This is a genomic window from Winogradskyella thalassocola (assembly GCF_900099995.1).
In the GTDB taxonomy this organism is placed as follows: Bacteria; Bacteroidota; Bacteroidia; order Flavobacteriales; family Flavobacteriaceae; genus Winogradskyella; species Winogradskyella thalassocola.
Map to the genome: position 1 here is coordinate 215338 of NZ_FNCZ01000002.1, position 24304 is coordinate 239641.

Annotated in this window: 20 protein-coding genes and 1 tRNA gene; 11 read left to right on the forward strand and 10 right to left on the reverse strand. The window is 31.4% G+C overall.

Features of this window, described 5'->3' with window-relative positions:
* The first annotated feature begins 2 nt into the window (after positions 1-2).
* Genes BLT80_RS07910 through BLT80_RS07935 form a run of 6 tightly spaced genes read left to right on the forward strand, consistent with a single transcriptional unit; the run spans position 3 to position 11889 of the window.
* Positions 3-1571, forward strand: coding sequence for a type I restriction-modification system subunit M (locus BLT80_RS07910; RefSeq protein ID WP_092467081.1), 1569 nt, complete (start codon positions 3-5; stop codon positions 1569-1571).
* A complete protein-coding gene (locus tag BLT80_RS20040; RefSeq protein WP_092467082.1) occupies positions 1555-2796 on the forward strand; it encodes a restriction endonuclease subunit S in 1242 nt (413 codons plus the stop codon). Before BLT80_RS07910 ends, BLT80_RS20040 begins: the two co-directional genes overlap by 17 nt.
* Positions 2797-2802: 6 nt before the next feature.
* Complete coding sequence (locus BLT80_RS07920) at positions 2803-4620, forward strand: ATP-dependent nuclease (RefSeq protein WP_092467083.1); 1818 nt, start codon at positions 2803-2805, stop codon at positions 4618-4620.
* A gap of 32 nt (positions 4621-4652) precedes the next feature.
* Complete coding sequence (locus tag BLT80_RS07925) at positions 4653-6518, forward strand: DUF262 domain-containing protein (protein ID WP_092467084.1); 1866 nt, start codon at positions 4653-4655, stop codon at positions 6516-6518.
* Positions 6511-8709 (forward strand): DUF262 domain-containing protein, encoded by a 2199-nt coding sequence (locus tag BLT80_RS07930; protein WP_175455569.1) that lies wholly within the window; start codon positions 6511-6513, stop codon positions 8707-8709. Before BLT80_RS07925 ends, BLT80_RS07930 begins: the two co-directional genes overlap by 8 nt.
* Before the next feature lie 36 nt (positions 8710-8745).
* Positions 8746-11889 carry a type I restriction endonuclease subunit R gene (locus BLT80_RS07935; protein ID WP_092467086.1) on the forward strand — a complete coding sequence of 1048 codons (3144 nt, stop codon included), beginning with the start codon at positions 8746-8748 and terminating at the stop codon, positions 11887-11889.
* Here the strand turns inward: BLT80_RS07935 and BLT80_RS07940 are convergent.
* The 4 genes from BLT80_RS07940 to BLT80_RS07955 all read right to left on the reverse strand — a co-directional run bounded on the left by BLT80_RS07940 (position 11886) and on the right by BLT80_RS07955 (position 14579).
* On the reverse strand, positions 11886-12314 hold the full coding sequence (locus BLT80_RS07940) for a hypothetical protein (RefSeq protein ID WP_092467087.1): 429 nt from the start codon (positions 12312-12314) through the stop codon (positions 11886-11888). The two genes, BLT80_RS07935 and BLT80_RS07940, sit on opposite strands and share 4 nt — an antisense overlap.
* Before the next feature lie 43 nt (positions 12315-12357).
* Complete coding sequence (locus tag BLT80_RS07945; protein WP_139181036.1) at positions 12358-13047, reverse strand: hypothetical protein; 690 nt, start codon at positions 13045-13047, stop codon at positions 12358-12360.
* A gap of 21 nt (positions 13048-13068) precedes the next feature.
* Positions 13069-14451, reverse strand: a complete 1383-nt coding sequence (locus BLT80_RS07950; protein WP_092467089.1) for a tyrosine-type recombinase/integrase — start codon at positions 14449-14451, stop codon at positions 13069-13071.
* Between the two features lie 54 nt (positions 14452-14505).
* Positions 14506-14579, reverse strand: a tRNA-Met gene (locus tag BLT80_RS07955).
* A 180-nt stretch (positions 14580-14759) separates the two neighbouring features.
* Between BLT80_RS07955 and BLT80_RS07960 the strand changes: the two genes are divergently transcribed.
* Entirely contained in the window at positions 14760-15152 is a 393-nt protein-coding gene (locus BLT80_RS07960; RefSeq protein WP_092467090.1) for an START-like domain-containing protein, read from the forward strand.
* Positions 15153-15306: 154 nt separating this feature from the next.
* Positions 15307-16161, forward strand: a complete 855-nt coding sequence (locus BLT80_RS07965; protein ID WP_092467091.1) for an aminotransferase class IV — start codon at positions 15307-15309, stop codon at positions 16159-16161.
* A 568-nt stretch (positions 16162-16729) separates the two neighbouring features.
* Here the strand turns inward: BLT80_RS07965 and BLT80_RS07970 are convergent.
* From BLT80_RS07970 to BLT80_RS07990, 5 genes are all read right to left on the reverse strand, one after another.
* A complete protein-coding gene (locus BLT80_RS07970; RefSeq protein WP_092467092.1) occupies positions 16730-17284 on the reverse strand; it encodes a YqgE/AlgH family protein in 555 nt (184 codons plus the stop codon).
* Positions 17285-17470: 186 nt separating this feature from the next.
* Positions 17471-17743, reverse strand: coding sequence for an HU family DNA-binding protein (locus tag BLT80_RS07975; protein ID WP_008271173.1), 273 nt, complete (start codon positions 17741-17743; stop codon positions 17471-17473).
* 197 nt (positions 17744-17940) lie between these two features.
* Positions 17941-18900, reverse strand: coding sequence for a methionyl-tRNA formyltransferase (gene fmt / locus BLT80_RS07980; protein ID WP_092467093.1), 960 nt, complete (start codon positions 18898-18900; stop codon positions 17941-17943).
* Positions 18897-20786: a RecQ family ATP-dependent DNA helicase gene (locus BLT80_RS07985; protein ID WP_092467094.1), complete on the reverse strand. Its 1890-nt coding sequence runs from the start codon at positions 20784-20786 to the stop codon at positions 18897-18899. The genes fmt and BLT80_RS07985 overlap by 4 nt, the downstream gene beginning before the upstream one ends.
* Positions 20786-21328, reverse strand: coding sequence for an AAA family ATPase (locus BLT80_RS07990; RefSeq protein ID WP_092467095.1), 543 nt, complete (start codon positions 21326-21328; stop codon positions 20786-20788). The genes BLT80_RS07985 and BLT80_RS07990 overlap by 1 nt, the downstream gene beginning before the upstream one ends.
* 78 nt (positions 21329-21406) lie before the next feature.
* Here BLT80_RS07990 and BLT80_RS07995 point away from each other — a divergent pair, with 78 nt between their 5' ends.
* The 3 genes from BLT80_RS07995 to murA all read left to right on the forward strand — a co-directional run bounded on the left by BLT80_RS07995 (position 21407) and on the right by murA (position 23777).
* Positions 21407-21700 carry a DUF493 family protein gene (locus BLT80_RS07995; protein WP_092467096.1) on the forward strand — a complete coding sequence of 98 codons (294 nt, stop codon included), beginning with the start codon at positions 21407-21409 and terminating at the stop codon, positions 21698-21700.
* Positions 21701-21794: 94 nt separating this feature from the next.
* A complete protein-coding gene (locus BLT80_RS08000) occupies positions 21795-22454 on the forward strand; it encodes a DUF4290 domain-containing protein (protein ID WP_092467097.1) in 660 nt (219 codons plus the stop codon).
* A 6-nt stretch (positions 22455-22460) separates the two neighbouring features.
* A complete protein-coding gene (gene murA, locus BLT80_RS08005; RefSeq protein ID WP_092467098.1) occupies positions 22461-23777 on the forward strand; it encodes a UDP-N-acetylglucosamine 1-carboxyvinyltransferase in 1317 nt (438 codons plus the stop codon).
* A gap of 66 nt (positions 23778-23843) precedes the next feature.
* On the opposite strand, the gene BLT80_RS08010 is transcribed toward murA, so the two are convergent.
* Positions 23844-24197, reverse strand: a complete 354-nt coding sequence (locus BLT80_RS08010) for a nuclear transport factor 2 family protein (protein ID WP_092467099.1) — start codon at positions 24195-24197, stop codon at positions 23844-23846.
* Between the last annotated feature and the right edge of the window lie 107 nt (positions 24198-24304).

Below are 24304 nucleotides of genomic sequence, written 5' to 3' on the forward strand. Positions count from 1 at the left end.
AAATGGCCAAAAAAGCAACAACCAAAAAAACAAAATCCATAGAAGAAACCCTTTGGGATTCAGCAAATAAACTACGCGGAACGGTAGAAAGCTCAGAATACAAACACGTAGTATTAGGTTTAATATTCCTAAAATTTGCGAGTGATAAATTTCAAGTTCGTAGACAAGAAATTATAGACGATGGCAAAGAAAAGTTTGTAGACATGGTAGAATTCTACACACAAAAAAACGTGTTCTATTTAACCAAAGAATCGCGTTGGAGCTACATAATAGCAAACGCCAAACAAGATGATATTGCCTTAAAAATAGATACTGCTTTATATACCGTAGAAAAAAATAACCCATCGCTTAAAGGTGCGTTGCCAGACAACTACTTTTCGCGTTTAAATATGGACGTGAGCAAGCTAGCCGCTTTGCTAGACACCATAAACAATATAGACACACTTAAAGACCAACAACAAGATATTGTTGGTAGAGTGTATGAGTACTTTTTAAGCAAATTTGCCATTGCAGAAGGAAAAGGAAAAGGCGAATTCTACACGCCTAAAAGTATCGTCAACCTTATTGCAGAGTTAATAGAACCGTACAAAGGGAAGATTTACGATCCTGCTTGTGGTTCTGGTGGTATGTTTGTGCAGTCTATGAAGTTTATAGACAGCCATAATGGTAACAAAAAAGACGTTTCTATTTATGGGCAAGAATACACAGCAACCACCTATAAGTTAGCAAAAATGAACCTTGCCATACGTGGAATAGCTGCCAATTTAGGTGATGTGCCAGCAGATACTTTTGGTAAAGACCAACACCCAGATTTAAAAGCAGATTATATTATGGCAAACCCACCTTTTAACCAAAAGGATTGGAGAGCTACAGACGAATTACTGGACGATCCACGTTGGAGAGGTTATGAGGTACCACAAACTGGAAATGCCAATTATGGTTGGATTCTAAATATGGTCTCTAAACTCTCAGACAATGGAGTAGCAGGATTTGTTTTGTCAAATGGAGCTTTGTCAGGAGGAAGCACAGAATACTTAATTCGTAAAAAGCTTATCGAGAATAAATTAGTGGAAGCTATTATTATTTTACCAGGCAGTATGTTTTACACCACAGATATTAGTGTTTCTATTTGGATTATAAATAACAACAAAAGAGAACGTCAAGTAAAGCTTAACAATGTTGAGAAAAACTACAGAAACAGAGAAGATGAAATTCTGTTTATGGATTTAAGACAGACAGGAATTCCTTTTGAGAAGAAATTTATTCAGTTTTCAGATGGAAATATTGAAGAAATTACTGAAGCTTATCATAAATGGCAACAAAAGGAATCTGGTTATAAAAACATTCCAGAATTCTGTTATGCTGCTACACTTGAAGAAATACGTAAAAAAGATTATTCACTTGTCCCAAGTAAATACATTGAGTTTGTAAACAGAGATGAAAACATCAATTTTGATGAGAAGATGAAAGATTTACAAACTGAATTTTCAAGTTTATTAAAAGACGAAGCGCAATCTAAAACCGAATTACTAAATGTGTTTAAAGACTTAGGTTATGAGATTAAACTATAAACGTTTAGGAGATTATATTGAACCTTGTAACGAAAAAAATGATGGAAATGTTATTAAAAAATTACAAGGAATTAGTAATAGAAAGTATTTTCAAAAAGCAAAAACAAATACTATTGGTATAGACTTATCTAAGTATCGAGTAGTTAGAACAGGACAATTTGCTTTTAATAGAGCAACCACTAGAAATGGAGATAAAATATCTATTGCTTTACGTCATGGTAAAGATTGTATCGTCTCACCTTCATACAGAATTTTTAAATCTAAAGATGAAAATATTCTAAATTCCGAATATTTAATGATGTGGTTTAAAAGACCAGATTTTGACCGTTATGCACGTTTTAAATCGCACGGAAGTGCGCATGAGTTTTTTGATTGGGATGAAATGCAAGAAGTAGAACTACCCATTCCTTCCATAGAAAAACAACGCGACATCGTAGCAGAATACAACACTATCGTCAACCGTATAAAACTAAACGAAACCCTCAACCAAAAACTAGAAGAAACTGCACAAGCTTTGTATAAAAATTGGTTTGTAGATTTCGAGTTTCCTAATGCAGAAGGAAAACCTTATAAATCGTCTGGTGGTGAAATGGTTTATAATGAGGAGTTGGATGTTGAGATTCCTGAGGGTTGGGAAGTTCCAAAATTAATAGAATATACATCTTTAATCACAAAAGGTACTACCCCTAAAAGAATGTATACTCAATTTAATAGAGATAGAATAGTCTACATAAAGAGTCAATCAATTGGTAAAAATCATTTTATAAACCAATTAAAAATTAATTACGTTGATTCTACTACTCATAATACAGAGTTAAAGAGATCAATAATACTTGAGAAGGATATTTTGTTTACTATAACAGGTGCAATGGTAGGTGATTTTGCTATTGCTGACAAAGAAATAACTCCTGCAAATACTAATCAAAATGTAGCTATAATTAGATTTAAAAATAATAATATTCATCCATATTACTTGTATTTTCTTTTGATGAGTAATTGGCATCAAGAATTTTTAATTGAAAATACCCAAGATGCGATAAAGCCAAATTTAAACTTAAAAATGATTGGAGATATGAGAATAATATTACCAATAGAAACTGTTTTGGAGTTAACATATTTTATGATTAAACCAATTATTGAAGAAAAATATTATTTGCACTTTCAAATAAATAAGTTGGTAGAATTGCAAAATTTACTTCTTTCCAAAATGTCAAAAACAGTATAAAAGCCTATGTCAGAAATTAGAATTAATTCTATATCAGTAGAAAATTATCGTTCATTTAAAGATAGACAAAACTTTGTGTTTCCAGATGCTAATTATAAAAAGCCAGTTGCTATTGTTGGTTATAATAATTGTGGTAAAACGAATCTTTTAAATGCGATTCTGTATGGTTTGCAAGTTAATTTTGTTTCAAAAGATACGTTTTCACAAGATGATTTCCATAATAGAGATATGGATAATGTGCCTTTTATACTTTTAAATGCAACAAGTACTAGAGAACCAAAATTTGATGGTGAAAAGTTTGCTAGTTTAACAGGCTATCATCGTTTAAAAATGTTTGTTGATGGAGAGGAAATTGAAGGTAGTAAAATTGAATCATTAAATGGGTTAGCACAAATTCAAGGTTATGATGGCGCACCTAAGGACGATATAAATTATGATGCATTTGGAGCAACTAGATATTTCAATATTTTCTATATTAATTTCCATAAAATTAAAGAAGAAATAAATACCAATAAAACAAGTTGGGGAAATCTTAGGTCTTTTTTAGCGAAACACATCAAAAAGATTGTAGATTCTGATGTCCCGATGAATGATAAAAAAGCTGTATTTGAAGAAGAAGTACAAGCTAGTACAGATAAGGTTTTAGAAGATTCAGAGTTAAATAGGTTTATAAGTCTTATTAAGAAAAATTATTCAAGCAATTTGCGTAACGATGATTGTTCAGTAAGTTTTGGTCTGCCTAATTATCACGATATTTTCTTAAAAATGTTATTTAAGGTTGGCTTAAATGGAGATATAGAAAATCAAGTGCCTATTAGTCATTTTGGTGATGGTTATATTTCCATGTTTGTAATGGCTGTGGTTCAATCTATTTCAGAATTTAATGACAATGATAAATGCTTGTTTTTATTAGAAGAACCAGAAAGTTTTCTGCACGAAAATCATCAAGAATATTTTTATAAAACTGTGTTATGTGGTTTAGCAGAGAATGACCATCAAGTCATTTACACAACACATTCTGATAAAATGATTGACCCTTTTGATACTAAGGGATTAATTAGATTAGAAATTAATGAGAACAACCAAACGGTTAAAAAATATAATAGTCTAGACGACTTTGATGTAAATATTGCAGATGACGATACCGGTGAACTTATCAATTATTCAAAGTACAATGAGTTTATTAAAACTATTGAGCCCAATTTGAGTAAGATTTTATTTAGCAAAAAAGTCATTTTGGTTGAAGGACCAAATGATGTTTTGGTTTATAAATATGCTATAAAACAAAAGGTTTTAGAGTTTATAGCCAATGATGATGCAATAGTAAATAAAGAAAGGTATGCAGATACTTTTATGAATTTTGAAAATGTTGCAATTGTCTGTCATCATGGAAAAGGAACAGCAAATTATTTAATTGAACTATGTAAACATTTTAAAGTCGATTATTTTGTTATTAATGATTGGGATTTTGAAGATGAAGAATTATCTATTAATGATGTTTTTGGGTATTTAAATCTTGAACATTTAAAGGAAAGTGAAATCTATATAGGTAGTGATAAAAAAGCAATGATTACTACAAATTGGAATTTGTTCGATAAGGCAGGAATAGATAAGATCCATTTTAATGTAAAGAAATTGGAGAGTGTAATTGGATATGGTTCTGATAATAAAAGTAGTATTGCTATTTGGGAATTGTTAAATTCAGAAGCGTTTAAGTTTGATGAAAATTTGTTCCCAGAAAACCTTGAAGTCTTTTTAGGGTTAAAAGTAGATGATCCTTTTGGTTTATCGAAACTGGAAATAGATAACGATTTACCTTTTTAAAAATTAAACATAATATAAATTCAATAAAATAAATGTCAAACATATTAAAACCGAAAACCGTTAATGCCTTATTGGGTGTTAACTTCTTTATTCCATATTACCAAAGAGGTTACAGATGGACAGATTTACAAGTCACCCAACTTCTGGGAGATATATGGGAGTATGCAAGAGCTAATGAGAGTAATAGTAAAGATAGTGGCTATTTTTATTGTTTACAGCCTGTAGTAGTAAAACCAAAAGACTGGCAATCACAAGGCGTCAATTATTCTGGCTACGAGCTTATAGATGGTCAGCAACGTGTGACAACCATTTATATACTACTTAAGTATTTAATGCAAGAGTTTTTAAAAGTAGATTCTCTAAAAGAAGACTATTTAGAAGAACTCTTCACCTTAGAGTATGAAACTAGAGAAGGCAGTCGTGAATTTTTAAATAATATAAAAGAAGATTTTAGTAATGTAGATTACTACTACATTTATAATGCCTACAATACCATAAAAGAATGGTTTGAAGACGCTACTAGGGCAATGAACCGTAGAGACAAAGATTTGTTTCTAAACACTCTTTTAGGTACAGAAAATGATACAAGTTCTGTACAGGTAATTTGGTACCAAGTAGAACGTGAAAATGAAAAAGTGAAAGATGATGAAAATAGCAAGCAACTATTTAATAGATTAAATCTTGGTAAAATACCCTTAACAAATGCAGAACTTATTAAAGCTTTGTTTTTAGCTAGCGATAAATTTTTAGAAGAAGGAAAAGAAGAAGCTATTAAAAAGAAAATTATAATTTCTCAACTTTGGGATGTTATGGAGCAAAAGTTAAACCATAAACCTTTCTGGTCTTTTATTACTAACGAATCTGCGGAAAATTACCAAACTAAAATTGAGTATCTCTTTGATATTATAGCTGGTAAAAACAAAACAGAAAAAGACTATTATTTTACATTTCTTCATTTTTTAAATTTGGCAGATGATGATTATAAAATGTGGGAAATTTGGAGAAAAATAGAACACTATTTTAACGTTCTTTCAGAATGGTTTAAAAACAAAAATAAATACCATAAAATAGGGTATTTAATAAGTATTGGTAATGCTTCAACGGTAAAAGTATTATTAGAAGAAGCAATTATTTCAACTAAAAATGTGTTTAATAATTATGTAAATACTGAAATTAAAAAAAGTATTGATTTTATTATAGAGGATTTAATTTATAAAAAAGGAGAGCAGCTTCAAAAAATAAATAAATTATTGTTGCTTTTTAATGTAGAAACAACGCGTAAGTTAGATAACGACATTGTGTTTTACCCTTTTGAGTTGCATAAAAGAGAAAAATGGAGTGTAGAACACATACAAGCACAAAATTCAGAAGATTTTAATCCAAATAAAAAGAAACCTTGGTTAGAATGGTTAGAACTACATATTCCATATTTGGAAAACTTACAGATTAACAATCAAAACGATGCTTTAGCAGCTACAATTAATAAAGTAAAAAAAGTAAATGAAGAAAATATAACTTGGGAAAAATTTGAAGTACTTTTTGATGAAGTTTTATCCCATTTTGTAATTGATAAAGAAAACCAAACAGATACTACACACGCAATTGCAAACCTAGCATTACTTACTGGCACAGATAATTCTGCTTTAAATAATGCAGTATTTCAGGTAAAAAGAGAGCGCATTATTAAATTAGATAAGGTAGGTAGTTACATACCTATTTGTACCAAACGTTTATTCTTAAGATATTATAATTCAAATGGAGTCATAAATGATAATCAATTCTGGACAGCATTAGATAGGCAAGAGTATTGTGCAGAGTTATTATCAACATTAAAACCATACTTAAATACAGAAAATAAGGCCTTTTTAAAAAACTTAAAAAAGAATGACAATGATTAATAAACCCACTAGTTTTTTTGAATTAATTGATACTTCAAAAATTGTTATTCCTATTATACAAAGAGATTATGCACAAGGACGCACTAATGAAAAAGTAGTGAAAATCAGGTCTAAATTTTTAGATGCTTTATTTGTTGCGTTAGAAAACCCCATTAAACCAATTGAACTTGATTTTATCTATGGGTATAATCTTAATGGTCTAAGTTCAAAATCTTTTATTCCGTTAGATGGTCAGCAACGATTAACTACTTTGTTTTTATTGCATTGGTATGCTGCTTTTAGAGAGAACAAACAAGAATCATCAAAAAAAGTATTAACAAATTTCACGTATGAAGTTAGACATAGTTCTAAGGTCTTTTGTGAATCACTAGTCAACTATATTCCTGAAAACAAAAATGAGGATATAAAGAAGCAGATAACTAATCAATCATGGTTTTTCACAGAGTGGCATAATGATCCAACAGTAGCTTCTATGTTGGTAATGTTGTCTTCTATTCAAGATCGATATGAAACTTTGGGAAAAGATAATATATGGGATTTGTTGGTAAGTGATAATTCACCAATAAAATTCTATAATCTTCCAATGGAGAAATTAGGGTTGGCAGATAGTTTATACATAAAAATGAATTCTCGAGGAAAACCTCTAACAGAATTTGAGCATTTTAAATCACAGTTTTCTAGTTTAATTCCAGAGAGATTTCAACAAGAATTTAATGAAAAAATAGACAAAGAATGGTCAGACTTATTTTGGAAAGTATGTAAAAATATAGAATCCAATGATGATTTAGCATTAAAAATGGATGATGGAATTCTAAATTTTATAGAATTTGTTACCGATATTTTAATTGCATTAGATGACTTAGATATAGCATCATCTGAACTATTAAAAAAAGCCGAGATAGTTTATGGAGAAAGTGATGAAAGATTAGAGTTTCTTTTTTCTTCCTTAAATAAGTTTGTTGGAATTTCTGATATTGATACTTATTTTGAAAGCTTATTTTATTTAAATCCTTCAGATTTTGATACATCAAAAGTAAGGTTGTTTTTTAGAAACCCCAATGTTAATTTACTAGAAAAGTGTGTTACTTCTTATGGTAGTGCTTTTGTTTTTGGTGAACGCTTATTACTATTTGCAGTTTTAATACATCAATTAAAAGATACTGAAAAAATAAATGATAGATTAAGAATTATACGAAACTTAATTGAAAATTCAGAATACGAAATGCGTTCTGATTTATATAAAGAGTTTTTAGAAAGTACAAAAGCAATTGTAGAAAATGGCGTTATTCCTGAGGATTCAAAGTTTAATGCAAAACAGCGTAAAGAAGAAGCAAACAAAGAAATATTTATTAATGAAAATTTAGAATTTAAGAATTCTGAGAATCAATTAGAAGATCATAATTTCTTACGTGGAAATTTAGCGTTATTTAATTTGGATACTAGTATTAATAATAAGGCTCATGCTTTTATAAAATTATTTTCAAATGAATTTTATTTGTTAAGTCGTGCATTAATGACTTTTGGCGATTATGCTAAAAAGACGAAAGAATGGGTTTTTGATTATGGTTCCCATAATGGTCATTGGTTATCTATTTTTACACCAAGTCGTAATATTGATTTTACCCAAACAAAACAAGCAGTAAACTTTTTACTCGAATCTTATTTATCAAATAAAAAGAGTTTAGAACAAATAATAGAAGATTATCTTAAAACTTTTGAATTGGATAATTTAAAACCAAAAACCTTTGCATATTATTTTATTAAATACCAATCGTTTTTGTTTCATGAAGGGCAAGATGGTTATTATTCATTTAGAGATAGAAATCAAAAAAGTAAGTATGAGTTGTATAAGATGAATAAGCTTCAGTTTAATGGATTTCATTGGTCTCCATTTTTGTTAGAGATTAAGAATCATGTTAATAAAGTAACCTTGGAAAATGGTTATTTATCTCCTTTAATATTATCTCTTTCGGGAGCTAAGTTTAATTTTACTTGTGTTTCGTCAGGATATCATATTGAAATAAATAATGGTAAAAATGCAGAGTCATTATTTCAGAATTTAAAAGATAAGTTTACTATTAATGAAGACAATGTTTTAGAGATAAATCAAAATGAGGAAGGTATTGATATAGAAGATAGAGTTGTAAAAGGAATAGAGGTTATTAAGTTTATTATTGATAATGCTAAATAATGGAGTTGTATTACAACCAATTGTAAAAGAGATAAAATGAGCAAATTCAATGAAGCACAATTAGAAAACGTTTTTATAGAGTTGTTGGGTAATGAAGGTATACCTCATGTTTTAGGCAATACCATTGCGCGTAAACAAGAAGAAGTACTTATTAAAGTAGATATTAAAACCTATTTGCAAAATCAATATAAAAGCGAGAACATCACAGATACGGAAATCAATACGGTTATTCGTAAACTAGAAGTGTATAGTGCTTCTGATTTGTACGAGTCTAACAAGCAAATCATGAAACTGGTCTCAAATGGGTTTCAGCTAGAACGCGAAGACCGTTCTAAAAAAGACTTATATATTCATCTTATAGACTACTCAGATACAGATAACAATACTTATAAAATTGTAAACCAGTTAGAAATTAACGGCTATGAAAAGCGTATTCCAGATGGTATATTATACATCAATGGATTGCCTTTAGTGGTCTTTGAGTTTAAAACTGCTATTAGAGAAAACACTACAATACATGATGCTTATGTGCAATTAACCACACGTTATAGACGGGATATTCCCGAACTATTTAAGTACAATGCCTTTTGTATAATTAGCGATGGCGTTAATAATAAAATGGGATCCTTTTTCGCTAATTACGAGTTTTATTATGCTTGGAGAAAAGTATTAGGCTTAGACAAAGAGGTAGATGGTATCAATAGCATGTATACTATGATACAAGGCTTGTTTAATAAAAATAGATTAAGACAAGTTATTCATAATTTTATATACTTCCCAGATAGCAACAAACACGATTTAAAAATTGTGTGTCGTTATCCGCAATATTATGCAGCGACTAAGTTATTAGAAAACATAAAGCAGCACCATAAACCAGAAGGAGACGGAAAAGGTGGAACCTATTTTGGAGCTACAGGTTGTGGTAAAAGTTTTACGATGTTATTTTTGTCTCGTTTGTTAATGCGGAGTCCACACTTTAAAAGCCCTACACTAATTATTATAACTGACCGCACCGATTTAGATGATCAATTATCAGCGGAATTTACAAATGCAAAACAATATATAGGTGACAACAATATTATAAGTGTAGAAAGCCGAAAAGAACTAAAAGAATTACTGAAAGGCAGAAAAAGTGGAGGCGTATTTTTAACAACCATACATAAATTTACAGAAGACTTAGAGGTTTTAACCGATAGAACTAATGTTATTTGTATTTCAGACGAAGCCCATCGTAGTCAAATTAACTTAGATCAAAAAGTTACGGTTACAGAAGATGGCGTAAAAAAGACCTATGGATTTGCTAAGTATTTACATGACTCATTGCCAAATGCAACCTATGTTGGGTTTACAGGCACACCAATTGATGCTACTTTAAATGTGTTTGGAGACATTATTGATTCATATACCATGACAGAGTCCGAAAAAGACGAAATCACGGTACGTATTGTTTATGAAGGTCGTGCTGCCAAAGTAGTTTTAGAAAATAAAAAGCTTTACGAAATAGAAGAGTATTATAGGTTGTGTGCAGAAGAAGGAGCTAACGATTACCAAATAGAAGAAAGTAAAAAAGCATCTGCCAATATGAATGCCGTTATTGGTGATCCAGACCGATTAAGAGCAGTAGCTGAAGATTTTGTAAAGCACTATGAAACCAGAATAGAGGAAGGTGCTACCATAAAAGGAAAAGCCTTATTTGTTTGTAGTTCTAGACCTATAGCGTTTCATTTATATCAAGAGATCGTAGCTTTAAGACCGCAATGGGCAGAGGTAAAAGCCTTTGAGGAAGGGTCTACACTTACCGAAAAGGAGAAAAAGGAAATCAAACCAATGGAGCGCATTAAAATGATAATGACGCGAGGTAAAGATGACCCAAAAGAAATGTACAATTTACTAGGTACTAAAGAGGATAGAAAAGAATTAGACCGACAATTTAAAAACGAAAAATCGAACTTTAAGATTGCTATTGTAGTAGATATGTGGTTAACTGGTTTCGATGTCCCTTTTCTAGATACCATGTATATAGATAAACCCATTCAGCAACACAATTTAATACAAACCATTTCTAGAGTTAACCGAAAATATAAAACCAAATCAAAAGGATTGGTTGTTGATTATATTGGCTTTAAAAAGCAAATGAATTTGGCTTTAAAGCAGTATTCTGCTGTTGATGGGCAAAATTTTGAAGATATAGAAACCTCTATAGTAGTCGTAAAAGATCAATTAGATTTGTTAGCCAAACTGTTTCATAAGTTTGATGCCTCTAATTATTTTTCAGGAAAAGGTATTAAACAACTAGAGTGTTTAAACTTAGGAGCTGAATTTGTACAACGTACCAAGAATATAGAAACCCGATTTATGAATATTGTAAAACGCTTAAAGGCAGCTTACGATATCTGTTGTGGTGCTGATGCATTTACAGAAGAGCAGAAAGACCATATTCATTTTTATTTAGCGATTCGTTCAATTGTGTTTAAACTAACTAAAGGAAATGCCCCAGATACAGCACAAATGAATGCTAGAGTACGCGAATTGATAAAAGAAGCGCTACAAAGTGATGGAGTAGAAGAGATTTTTAAATTAGGAGAAGACCAGCAAAATGAAATAGATATTTTTGATGAAGCTTATTTAGCAAAAATTGAAAAGATAAAATTACCCAACACTAAAATAAAACTCTTGCAACAATTATTGTTAAAAGCCATTGATGAGTTAAAGAAAACAAATAAAATGCAAGGGATTGACTTTTCTAAAAAGTTTAAATCTATTGTAGATAAATATAACGAACGTAGCGAACAAGATATTCTGCAAAGTAACGTATTGGAAGATTTTACAGATGAAATCATTGACTTGTATCATGAGCTTAGAAAGGAAAAAGAATCTTTTCAAGACATGGGCATTGATTTCGAAGAGAAAGCATTCTATGATATTCTAAAGGCAATCGCTCATAAATACGATTTTAATTATCCAGACGATAAATTAATACACCTAGCTAAAGAAGTTAAAAAAGTAGTGGATGATAAAGCAAAATACACAGACTGGAACCAAAGAGATGATATTAAAGCAGAATTAAAAGTCGACTTAATAATTCTTTTAGCTGAAAATGGTTACCCACCAATCACTAGAGATGAGGTTTTTAAAGAGATCTTCGAGCAAGCTGAAAATTTTAAAAAGAATAATATCTAATTGCTTCTTAAATAAACAACCACACCCTCAACCAAATCAAAATAAGGATACTGACCAAAAGCATTAGGCGCCATGTTTTTTATCAAATGATATCTCCTATTCAGATTCTCTATTAATTGAGTAAGATCACCTTTAGTTGCAGGTTTATTTGATTCTTTGGTTATGATGTTTTTTAGAATATCCACAGCAAGAATACCAACGGCAGCATTTCCAACACCTGGCAATGACATTTTTTCAATTGAAGTTTCAGGGCTGTTTTCTAAGACAGAAACTTTATCTGATTTAGTCGTTACTAGAGCGCTCGTTTTTCGAGCATGATAAGCCTTAGAGCGACAAGTATTGCTACAATATCGCTGCACACGTCTCCGTTTTGGCTCAAATTCTTTGTAACAATATTCGCAAGTGTAAAATTTCCTGTCTTTCATTTAGCGTAAAATAAACGTTTGTTTTACGCTAAATTAATCAATTTTACCGTTTTTTATTGTTTTTATTGGAGATTTCTACACCAAATACCGTTTCTAATAAATAATGGTCTATTTCTGTGTCACTTGGTAAAGTGCGTTTCTTTTTTGTTTGCTTAGGTTTTTCTGGTTTATTATCTATAGCTGTAGTATTTGAAATACTAATAGGCGTTTTAGTAATTTCAGGAGTTGGGATGGATACTTTGGTTCTATACCTATTGAGTATACGATCAAGTTCAAATTTGTTTTTCCAACTTCCAAATTTTATCTGAATCTCTTCTTTATGTACCGTTAATTGATTGTATTGTAAATCTAAATAGCCTTGTATTTCATGTTTATAATTTATAGTAGTATCTTTTGCTTCTTTGCTAATCATATCGGTAAGCATAATTTGACTATCCAAATCTTTAAAATATTCGTCTAGTAAATAATGAAAAGCATCTTTATCTAATCGCGATTTTAGATCTAATAATTCAAATATATTAGACTGAAGAATTTTACTTTTACCCAACAATTCTAGATACTCAACACCATTAGTTAATTTTTTATACTCACCGTTATTATCAGTATAAAATAGCGTGTTAAGTAAACCAATGTTTTCAAGCTCATCAATATGTTGAGGTTTTAAACTTTTAAAAAGACCTGCCGGAAGATAAAAAATCATGGGATTTTTTATAGTGCTTAATAGGTCTTGCATGTTATCTTTTAATCCCATAAACTATAATAAATCTGAATAATCCTCTGGTAACTTAGCGTCAATCCCTCTTAAATACTTGTCTAATGCAGTCATAGTAGTATGACCAGTGATTTCCATTAGTTTGCTTTTGGCTGCAAATGTTGAAGAACCTTTTAATAATGCATGATACAATATGGATATAAATGTATGTCTAAAACTATAAAGTGTTTGATCCTTATCTAATTTAAAATGATCTTTTACAATTATTTTGTAGCGTTTAGAAAAATAATTAGTCTTATTGGTTTCACTAGTTTCCCATGCTCCTCCAATCTTTATTGGTGTAAATAAACTGAATTCAGGATCTAATTTAGACAAATCAGGTAATTCATTAATTATTTTTTGAGGAATCAATTTTGTTTTTAAAGGACTATTTTTCGCTTTAAATTGAAGGGTTTGATCTTCAATATTTATATCCTTTATTTTTAAACGACACACTTCAACAGGTCTTAGAAAATTATAACTAATAAACTTAATATAGAGTAGAAGTAAAGGGTCTTCTTTCTTTAAGTATTCAAATATTTTTTTGTGTTCTGCAGAGGTATAAGATTTATTTCGTTTTGGAATGCTACGTAACGCATCTATTTTTTTTAGAGGATTAGATGGAATAATATCATTATTCTCTAACACTTGACACAAACTACTTAAATTAAGTCTGTAATTGTTTCTGTTGCGTGAACTCGTAGCCATTAAAATAAAATTCAAAAAATTTGAAGCTACCTTTTTATCAAATTGGTCAATCGTCTTTATATCAGGACAGTTTTTGGCTACCCATTTAACCAATGCATTTGTCGTGTATTCGTAGTCTTTTAGGGATCTTGGGCTAATTTGATTTTCTTTTAATTTTAAACTGTAATCAAAAGCTTCACGCAAAGTCATTCCTTTTTCTTCTATAGGTTCGCTTTTTTGTTTCGAGCTTTCTGTGTTCTGTTTCGTGTTCGGTATTGTGTTCTGAATAGGAGTTATATTTTGATCGTCAATTTGAGTGTTATTATTAGGTGTTGTCTTATGACTCGTATTTGAGGAATGGCTTTTTAAAGTATTAACTTTATAAAGCTCAGTATTATTGATATTAGGATTATAACCTTGCTGAAGAAGTTTTAAAAGTCTTTTGCGATAACGCGATAATAGGGCGAAGCGATCTTCCTTAGTTTTATAAGTATTTGCATTACCATAGATGTTTTTCTGACGTTTAAGCTTATTTGTCTTCGGGTCTCTGAATGAGAAATATACGTACCAACGCTTAGATAAATCGCCTTTTGCGGTGTATATCTTAGGGGGTGAAAAATGTCTTTTGTGTGCCAAATCGTGTTCCAAATCGTGTTCCAAATCGTGTTCAAAGGTAAGAAATTGATTAAAAGTAAGCATAAAAAAACGGTTTAGAGTGAACTAAACCGTTAATTTGCAATCGATTAAGATGTGTAGCGAGAACGAGATTTGAACTCGTGACCTCTGGGTTATGAATCCAACGCTCTAACCAACTGAGCTACCTCGCCATAATTCGCAATTCATATTTAGAAGCTCAAATAAGACATCTGAACATCCACGTAATTGCGGCTGCAAATATAAAAACAATTTCTATGACAGCAAACAATAAAAAGTAAAAAAAATAATTTTAATTTAAAGTTTAAAACTCAACTATAATTGTATATATTGAGCACATAATACAATGCAATATGGACGATAAAGAAAAATATGAAATGGAGTTTGTGATTCAAGCATCACCAGCACTAATATATACTTATATATCAACACCTTCTGGCTTATCGGAATGGTTTGCTGATAACGTAAACTCTCGTGGAGAATTATTTACTTTTATCTGGGATGGCTCAGAAGAACAAGCTAAATTATTAAGTAAGAAAAGTGGAGAACGTGTAAAGTTTCGTTGGTTACATGACGATGAAGAAGGATCTGCTTCTTATTTTGAAATACGTATACAGGTCGATGAGATCACAAAAGATGTCTCTTTAATGATTACAGATTTTGCTGAAGACGATGAAGTAGAAGAAGGAAAAATGCTTTGGACTAATCAAATTTCTAGTCTGAAACAAGTTTTAGGTTCGGCATAATTGCTAAGAACATAATCTATTATATCTTTGTCTCGATTTGGTTTTAAAACTAAATCGAGATTTTTTTTATGCTATACTTCTAGTAAGAATACTATAAGAAGTAATTAATGTTTTTTTAAGATGGTCTCTTTAAGGAGACTTTAGAGTGTTTTTTATGGTAAATTTTAATGGTTCATTACGTTCACAATCAGATTCAAAACTCACAGTAGATAATAGAGGTTATAAATATGGTGATGCCCTTTTTGAAACCTTAAAAGTCGTTAACGGTAAAATCTTCTTTTGGGAAGATCATTATTTCAGATTAATGTCTTCTATGCGGATTCTTAGAATGGATATTCCTATGAATTTTACTATGGAATTTTTAGAGTCTGAAATACTAAAAACTTTAGAAGCCAATAGTTTGCTACAGTCATCAGCGCGTGTCCGATTAAATGTCGATAGAGGTGAAGGGGGTAAATATTTACCCTCAGATACTGCCCAGGTGCATTTTAACATTAGTGCAGAACCACATCACGATCCGTTTTATACTATTGATGCAACAGCACATTGTGTTGTAGATTTATATAAGGATTACTTTGTTGCTCCAGGATTATTGTCGGGATTAAAATCTAATAATAAAGCCATTCAGGTTATTGGAAGTATTTATGCCAAAGAAAATGATTTAGATAATTGTTTGGTTTTAAATACCAATAAAAGTGTTATTGAAGCTTTAAATGGGAATCTGTTCTTAGTTAAAGGCGATAAAATAAAAACACCGCCTTTAGAAGAAGGTTGTCTTAAAGGGGTGATGAGAAAGCAGATTTTAGAACTCTTAGCAAAGGATGTTAATGTGATTGTGGAAGAAGCGTCCATTAGCCCGTTTGAACTTCAAAAAGCAGATGAATTGTTTATTACGAATGTTATTAAAGGAATTGTTCCGATTACTAAATATCGTAAAAAGGTTTATGGTAGTGATTTTGCGCAGAGTTTAGTGAATAAGCTTAATGCGAAGTTGAGGTTGTTGTCTTAGAGCGTCATTTTAGACGTTCATTTTAGTTCCTGTTTTATTATTTTATTAAATAGGAAGTTATGAATGTTTTTGTATTTGCTAAAGCACCATTCGCTAATACATGTTTAGTTTATTTATTTTATAAAAACTTAATCATTCTTTATATTCATTTTGTCTTGACACAAAACGAACCAAAAAGTCAAAACGATTTATTAGGAAATTACTCATGGATTTCTATTGTTTAAATCGGAATTCGTGAATGCTATCGCATTTGCTAAAGCACCGCTCGCTAAGACATTTATGCTAGTTGCTCATTACTGTATTTTGAGTGCTAAGGCCTGATCGGATTCTTAACGTTATTTATAGCTCTCTATTTCTGAAAATCGTTGAGTCCGACGCTGTCGGATCTACATCAATTATTAAAAATTTGAGTTTGTAATGAAATAGTTTTTAGCATTAGTAGTTTATGCTAGTGAAGTGCTTTTTTTTGATTGAGGCAACTTTTATAAGGAGGTGAGCCTTAATGAGACAAAACGTTCTTGAAAACCTATTTCGACTTCAACTTCAACTTCAACTTCAGGTTCTACCTCTAATTATAACTAGGATTCTCTGGTGCGTTAGACCATATGCTATAATCACCACCAAGTTCTAACATTTTTTCGCGCCAAAAGGAATTACAAGGCTTAGAAATGATTTCTTTATTGTAAATGTTTTCAGAAACCAACCAAGCATTAGACTTAAGTTCATTGTCTAATTGCTGTTCGTCCCAGCCAGAATAGCCTAAAAAGAAACGAATATCCGAACTCGAAATTTTACCTTTATTAATAAGATTTAATACAATGCTAAAATCACCTCCCCAAAAAATACCATTAGAAATTTCAATGCTATTGGGTATCAATTCTGGTGATTTATGAATAAAATATAGGTTGTCTTGTTCTACAGGTCCACCATTATACACGGGAAATTCAGACTCAGTACCTTCTATAAGATCTTTAAGGTTATAATCTAAAGGTTTATTTAAAATAAACCCAACGGAACCTAAAGCGTTGTGATCTGCTAAAAGAATCACAGCACGATTAAATGAAATATCACCGATAATAGATGGCTCGGCAATAAGTAAATTGCCTTTTTCGGGTTTGTTCATTTTGACTTTTCTAAATTTAATATTACTAAATCTATGTTTTTTTTGTTAAAAAAACAACTAATACTTATTTTAATGTACAATATGACATTAAAAAAAATATAATTCAATTTGAGAAAAAGTGATTAAAATTAAAGCAAAAAAAACCTGCTCATGGAGCAGGTTTCTGTATTTGAAACAAAAAATGTCTTAGTTTACAGCGCTACTTAAGTCAGAACCTGCCTTAAATTTTACTACATTTTTAGCTTTAATTTTTATAGTTTTTCCAGTTTGTGGGTTTCTTCCATCTCTTGCAGCTCTTCTAGAAACTGACCAAGAACCAAATCCAACTAGAGATACTCTGTTACCTTTTTGTAAAGATCCTTCGATATCAACTAATAAAGAGTCTAATGCTTTTTTAGCAGCTGCCTTAGTAATTCCAGCATTCTCTGCCATTCCATTGATTAAATCTGTTTTGTTCATAAATATTAAATTTAAATTGTTAAAATTTCGATTCTAAAATAATAGTTCTTTAAAATCCGTACACAAAATTATTAGGAATATTAAGCTACACAAGTAATAGCAAGGGAAATACGGCTTTTTGTTAATAACTTAAGACATTTGTTAATAAAGGGTATGTATTTCATCGGGTTTTTTATAAAACCAATGATAATAAGGGTTTACAGCAGTTTTGAAGATTCAGAAAAATTAAACCCATTCAGTAAGGATTTTATTTCCATTTTTCGCTTTCCAGGAAGTTGAATTTCTAAGATGTTTATATAACCTCCTTGGCATGCGACTTTTAGTTCATCTTTAGTTGCAATAATACAGCCATTTGCATTGTTATGGTTTTCTTCTCGTTTTTCTACACCATATAGTTTTACAGATAATGGCTCATTGTCGTCATTATCTAAATAACACCATGCCGTAGGAAATGGGTTTAAGCCTCTAATCTTATTATATATAGTATCTATAGGTTGCGACCAATCTATTTTACAATTCTCTCTGTTAAGTTTGTAAGCCGTTCTTAAATCGTCGGTTTGAGGTTGAATTGTTGTAGTAACCGAATCCGTTTCAATCTGTTCCACCGTTTTAATCACCAATTCACTCCCTATAGCCATTAATTCATCATGTAATTGACCAACGGTCGTTGTTGGCCCTATTTCAGTTTCTTCACTTTGAATGATGGCTCCTGTGTCAATTTTTTCATCTATAAAAAATGTGGTGACTCCGGTTTTTGTTTCTCCATTAATAATAGCCCAATGTATTGGTGCTGCTCCTCTATATTGCGGAAGTAATGAGGCGTGAAGGTTAAATGTTCCATATTTTGGCATTTGCCAAACGACTTTTGGTAACATTCTAAACGCCACTATAATTTGTAGATTGGCATTTAAAGCTTTCAGGTCTTCTAAAAATGATTCTGCTTTTAAGTTTGTTGGTTGTAATATATTCAATTGATGTTCTAAAGCGAATTCCTTTACTGCAGAAGCTCTTAGTTTCTGACCGCGCCCTGCAGGTCTGTCTGGTGCAGTAAGTACCCCAACCACATTATAATTGTTGTCTATAAGAGCTTTTAGTGTGGCAACCGCAAAATCGGGTGTGCCCATAAAAACGATGCGTAAATCACGTTTATGTGTCATACAAGTGTGTAAGTATTAGCGTGTGTTAATTTTATTTTTTTGACTTCTATAAGTTCTGAAAGACTTTTTAAAAGGTCGTGTTCAGAACATTTGATATGCTGTAATAATTGTCGCGAAGATAAAGCTTCATCTTGTAACGCTTTTATAATTTGAAGTGTAATAGCTTCATTTGTATTTGTGTTTGAAGCTTTGGCTATACATACCGAACATATGCCACATGTAGCATCTGAATTTTCACCGAAATAACGAAGTAGTTGTTGACTTCTGCAAATCGAATCATCTTTAACATACTGTAAAACAGATTCAATTTGTTGATGCTTTAAGGTGTGTTGCTGTTTAATTGTTCTTGCAATTGGATTAATGGTAATATCGTCTTCTCTAGGTTTTAAAAAGGTGATTTCAGAATCTGTGTTGGCCATTTGTAAGCTAATCACTTCATCTTTTTCTAAACGTTGTAATTGTGCAATCACTTGTTTTTCGGGAAGATTCACTTTATCAACCACCAAACTCAAATTCACTTTGGTATCATAATCAAAAATACCTCCATAAGTTCTTAGTAATACTTTAACCAGAACATTTAAATCGAGATGGGTTTCTAAATATTGAAACAATACCGCATTTGTGGTTATAAATTGAATTTTAGTTCTAAAATTAAAGTGCTGGGTTAATGTGATAATAGCATTGCGATCTAACAACAACAAAGCATTATAAGTAATACTTGAGTTTAGTTTATAATGACTGCAAAAGGATTTAAAATCGAATTGATGCATGGTGTTTTCCCCTTCTCCATAAGAGATTTGAAAATAGTTACACAATTTATTGTAAACCGTCTTTACAAAAGCAACCGAAGGTAAGGTGCTTAAAAACTGATTGCGAAGATGATCTTCATCAACATGTTGTTTTAAAATAATAGCATGGGCTAATTCACCATCTCTTCCTGCTCGTCCGGCTTCTTGGTAGTAACTCTCTATACTTTCGGGTAAATTGATATGAATAACGGTTTTGACGTTGGCTTTATCAATTCCCATTCCAAAAGCAGTAGTCGCCACCATAATTTGCTTCTGACCATTGGTCCATTGGTATAAGCGTTCTTGCTTTTCTTTATTGGTAATACCTCCATGATAAAATGTAGAGGAAAATCCTTTAGCAGTAATAAAATTATGAATATCGGATGTTGCTCTTCGGTTTCTAACATATATAATAGAGGACCCCGAATACTTTTTTAATAGATGTTCTAGTTGAAATAATTTATCGTCGGTATGAATAACATCATAGGCAATATTTGGTCTCGCAAAAGATGCTTTGTAGATTTTAGGATTTATAAAATCGAGATTTTCAACAATATCATCAACCACATTATGCTTAGCAGTAGCCGTTAATGCAATACAATTAACATGCGGATGCATTTGTCGTAAAACCGAAATGTTTTTATAAGCAGGTCTAAAATCATTTCCCCATTGACTAATACAATGGGCTTCATCTACCGCAATTAGATTTACACGCATTTGTTGAATGCGTTCTTGCACTAAAGGCTGTTGTAAACGTTCTGGTGAGAGGTAGAGAAACTTATAATTACCGTAAATACAATTATCGAGTTGAGTGTCTATATCTTTATAAGACATGCCAGACGTTAATGCAATGGCCTTTATACCTTTTGCTTTTAAGGTATTTACTTGGTCCTTCATTAAAGCAATTAAAGGCGAAATAACAATACAAATACCATCTTGTATTAAAGCCGGAATTTGAAAACAAACCGATTTGCCTCCGCCGGTTGGTAATAGTGCAAAGGTATCTTCACGGTTTAGAACCGAAGTAATTATGTCTTCTTGAAACGGTCTAAAGGAGGTATGATTCCAATACCGTTCTAAAACTTCTATAGGATGCATTACTGCAAATTTAAGGACTCTAGAATAAATTCAACTCTAGTTTCTACACTTCCAAAAGGTACATCAATTAAATGATATCCAAAACGCTTATAGGTTTCTAATAAATGATTGTGGATTTCTATGGCTTCTTCAAAATTTTCATAACGTTCACTATCACTTGTGAAAATCTCTTGCCAAGGAGCCAAAATGAAAATAGAGTCGTAGTTATGACTTTCACAAGTTTCTACAAAATGCTTAGGATAGGTATCTCCAATATAATCCATATACGCGATTACATCGGGTAAACCTCTGTCTAAAAAAACGACATTTTCGGTTTCTTTTTCCGCATCTACAAATTGTTTTGCTCTACCCTCTAAAAGTTTTTCGCTAAACAAAAGTGGTTCAGTTAAAAATAGTTGTTCAATACCATCTTTTCTGGCTTGCAACGTGATTTGTCTAGAGATTTCATCGTAGCATAAAAAACCATGTTTTTTTAGCTCATTGATGATTGTGGTTTTTCCAGTCCCTGGTCCACCTGCGATAACGACTTTTTTCGGATTCAAATTGGCAATATTTTTGATGTAAAAATAAAAGATAAAAATGTAAAGTTAAACGTATCTTTACAACTGAAAAATTTCATCATGGATAATTCTAAAAAAACAGACGAGTTTTACGACAAATTAAAATCTCAACTTTACGATACAGCCCTTTGGCCATCGGAATACTTATATAAATTCATTGTGCTTTCTGAAGGTTCAGGAGTTAACCACATTGAAGCTCTTTTTGATAATTTAGGAGCCGTTATTACGACTACAGAATCAAAAAACGGAAAATACACTAGTGTATCTATAAATGTGAGAATGAAAAATCCAGAAGCGGTTATAGCTAAATATAAGGAAGTGGCAGAAAATGTTGAAGGAGTAATTTCCCTTTAATTTTTATACAAGCTTCATATTTTTTTGTACTTTGCAACAAAACCGAGAGACTTCAGGTTTAAAATTATAGACTACACATACACATTTTACAATTTTGATTGACGATTTAGAATACAACACAGAGCGCGAGCATTTAATTATACCAGAATATGGACGTCATCTACAAAAGATGATCAATTACGCTAAGTCTCGCGAAACAAAAGAAGAACGTAATAAAGTAGCCAAAGCAATTATTGCTGTAATGGGAAATCTACAACCACATTTAAGAGATGTGCCAGATTTTCAGCATAAATTATGGGATCAGTTGTTTATAATGGCAAATTTTGAAATTGATGTTGATGCGCCTTATGGTGAACCATCGAAAGAAGAAATACAAGCCAGACCAGAGCCTTTAAAATACCCTCAGAATTTCCCGAAATATCGTTTTTATGGTAATAACATAAAGACTATGATTGATGTTGCTGTCAGTTGGGAAGATGGAGATTTAAAAGAAGCTTTGACTTTTACAATTGCAAATCACATGAAAAAGTGTTTTCTAAATTGGAACAAAGACACGGTTGAGGATGATGTTATTTATGCGCATTTACTAGAACTTTCGGGTGGTAAAATTGATTTAAAAAGTACAGAAGAAGATCTTAGTGATTCTACAAGTTTAATGCGTACCAAATCTAAGTATGGTAGTAAAAGCAATACAAGCAAAAAGAATACATCTTCTAATAAGAAAAAATATACTAATAACAGAAAACGTTACTAAAAACGTATGAGTACATTTAAAATTGAAGGAGGTCACCAATTAAAAGGTAAAATTCAACCTCAAGGCGCAAAAAACGAAGCTTTACAAATCTTATGTGCAGTGCTCTTAACTGCCGAAGAAATTAAGATAGATAACATTCCTGATATTATTGATGTTAATAAACTCATTGCTTTATTAAAAAAGTTGGGTGTTAAAATCAATAAGCTAGATAAAGGGTCATATACGTTTAAAGCAGACGAGGTTAATCTAAAATATTTAGAATCTGAAGAGTTCAAAGAAGACGGTAAAGGTTTAAGAGGCTCTATTATGATAGTAGGTCCTTTATTAGCACGTTTTGGTAAAGGTTATATTCCTAAGCCAGGTGGTGATAAAATTGGTCGTCGTCGTTTAGATACACACTTTGAAGGTTTTATTAATCTTGGTGCTAAATTCCGTTATAACAAGGAAGAATTATTTTATGGTGTAGAAGCAAAAAAGCTAAAAGGCGCTTATATGCTTTTAGATGAAGCTTCTGTTACCGGGACAGCTAATATTGTAATGGCTGCTGTTTTAGCAGAAGGCACAACCACTATTTATAATGCAGCTTGCGAACCGTATTTACAGCAACTTTGTAAGATGCTGAATCGTATGGGAGCTAAAATCTCAGGGGTTGGTTCTAATTTATTAGTTATAGAAGGAGTTGATGTTTTAGGTGGAACTGAGCATAGAATGTTACCAGATATGATTGAGATTGGTAGCTGGATTGGTTTGGCTGCGATGACAAAAAGTGAATTAACCATTACTAATGTGAGTTGGGATGATTTAGGTCAAATCCCTAATGTATTTAGAAAAATAGGAATTACGGTTGAGCGTCAAGGTGATGATATTCATATACCAGCACATACTGATGGTTATGAAGTACAAAACTTTATTGATGGTTCTATTTTAACCATTGCAGATGCACCATGGCCAGGATTTACACCAGATTTATTGAGTATTATCTTAACGGTTTTAACTCAAGCTAGAGGAAGTGCTGTTGTACATCAAAAAATGTTTGAAAGTCGTTTGTTCTTTGTCGATAAATTGATTGACATGGGAGCAAAGATTATCCTTTGTGATCCCCACAGAGCTACAGTTATTGGTCATGATTTTAAATCGACATTAAAAGCTACAACCATGACTTCACCGGATATTAGAGCAGGTGTTTCGTTATTAATTGCGGCTTTGTCTGCAAAAGGCACATCAATTATTCATAATATTGAACAGATCGATAGAGGTTATGAGAATATTGATGAACGTTTAAGAGCTATTGGAGCTAAGATTGAACGTGTAGAAGGAAATTAGAATTCTTAGAATTACGTATAAAAAAAAGCTTCAAGTTTATCTTGAAGCTTTTTTTTTGATATCTATTTAATAAAAATATTGCTCACTTGTTATTTTTCCTTCGATGACTTCATAGACGCAGACTTCTTGTAGTTGTTGCCTACCTCCGTTTTTAAAAGTGCAATCAAAATCCATTTTAGCCGTAAAAAAGTTACCAGCGACTAAAGGATTACTAATACTACTAGCGTGAATATCTTCCACGCTATCTATCCATTCTTTACTTTTTTGCCAAACATTTTGTTTCCCAGTTATAACTTCACCTGGCATTCCAGGCATTTCTCGGCTTACCACATTGTCTGCATATAGCTCGTTAATGCAATCCAAGTTATTACCTTTTTCGCACATTTCTTTCCATTTTTTTGCAACTCCCCAAGTATTCATAACATTTCGATTTTAAGTTCGTGCTTTAAAGTTAATAAAAAGTTTGTTTTTCCATCTGAAATAATGATTGAGTTTTTTTACACAACACTAAAAAAGCCCCGAAGACT

Excerpts from the sequence above, each read along its gene's own strand:
- BLT80_RS07910 (WP_092467081.1), top strand. The coding sequence starts at position 3 with ATGGCCAAAAAAGCAACAACCAAAAAAACAAAATCCATAGAAGAAACC.
- BLT80_RS20040 (WP_092467082.1), top strand. The coding sequence starts at position 1,555 with ATGAGATTAAACTATAAACGTTTAGGAGATTATATTGAACCTTGTAAC.
- BLT80_RS07920 (WP_092467083.1), top strand. The coding sequence starts at position 2,803 with ATGTCAGAAATTAGAATTAATTCTATATCAGTAGAAAATTATCGTTCA.
- BLT80_RS07925 (WP_092467084.1), top strand. The coding sequence starts at position 4,653 with ATGTCAAACATATTAAAACCGAAAACCGTTAATGCCTTATTGGGTGTT.
- BLT80_RS07930 (WP_175455569.1), top strand. The coding sequence starts at position 6,511 with ATGATTAATAAACCCACTAGTTTTTTTGAATTAATTGATACTTCAAAA.
- BLT80_RS07935 (WP_092467086.1), top strand. The coding sequence starts at position 8,746 with ATGAGCAAATTCAATGAAGCACAATTAGAAAACGTTTTTATAGAGTTG.
- BLT80_RS07940 (WP_092467087.1), bottom strand. The coding sequence starts at position 12,314 with ATGAAAGACAGGAAATTTTACACTTGCGAATATTGTTACAAAGAATTT.
- BLT80_RS07945 (WP_139181036.1), bottom strand. The coding sequence starts at position 13,047 with ATGCAAGACCTATTAAGCACTATAAAAAATCCCATGATTTTTTATCTT.
- BLT80_RS07950 (WP_092467089.1), bottom strand. The coding sequence starts at position 14,451 with ATGCTTACTTTTAATCAATTTCTTACCTTTGAACACGATTTGGAACAC.
- BLT80_RS07960 (WP_092467090.1), top strand. The coding sequence starts at position 14,760 with ATGGACGATAAAGAAAAATATGAAATGGAGTTTGTGATTCAAGCATCA.
- BLT80_RS07965 (WP_092467091.1), top strand. The coding sequence starts at position 15,307 with ATGGTAAATTTTAATGGTTCATTACGTTCACAATCAGATTCAAAACTC.
- BLT80_RS07970 (WP_092467092.1), bottom strand. The coding sequence starts at position 17,284 with ATGAACAAACCCGAAAAAGGCAATTTACTTATTGCCGAGCCATCTATT.
- BLT80_RS07975 (WP_008271173.1), bottom strand. The coding sequence starts at position 17,743 with ATGAACAAAACAGATTTAATCAATGGAATGGCAGAGAATGCTGGAATT.
- fmt (WP_092467093.1), bottom strand. The coding sequence starts at position 18,900 with ATGACACATAAACGTGATTTACGCATCGTTTTTATGGGCACACCCGAT.
- BLT80_RS07985 (WP_092467094.1), bottom strand. The coding sequence starts at position 20,786 with ATGCATCCTATAGAAGTTTTAGAACGGTATTGGAATCATACCTCCTTT.
- BLT80_RS07995 (WP_092467096.1), top strand. The coding sequence starts at position 21,407 with ATGGATAATTCTAAAAAAACAGACGAGTTTTACGACAAATTAAAATCT.
- murA (WP_092467098.1), top strand. The coding sequence starts at position 22,461 with ATGAGTACATTTAAAATTGAAGGAGGTCACCAATTAAAAGGTAAAATT.
- BLT80_RS08010 (WP_092467099.1), bottom strand. The coding sequence starts at position 24,197 with ATGAATACTTGGGGAGTTGCAAAAAAATGGAAAGAAATGTGCGAAAAA.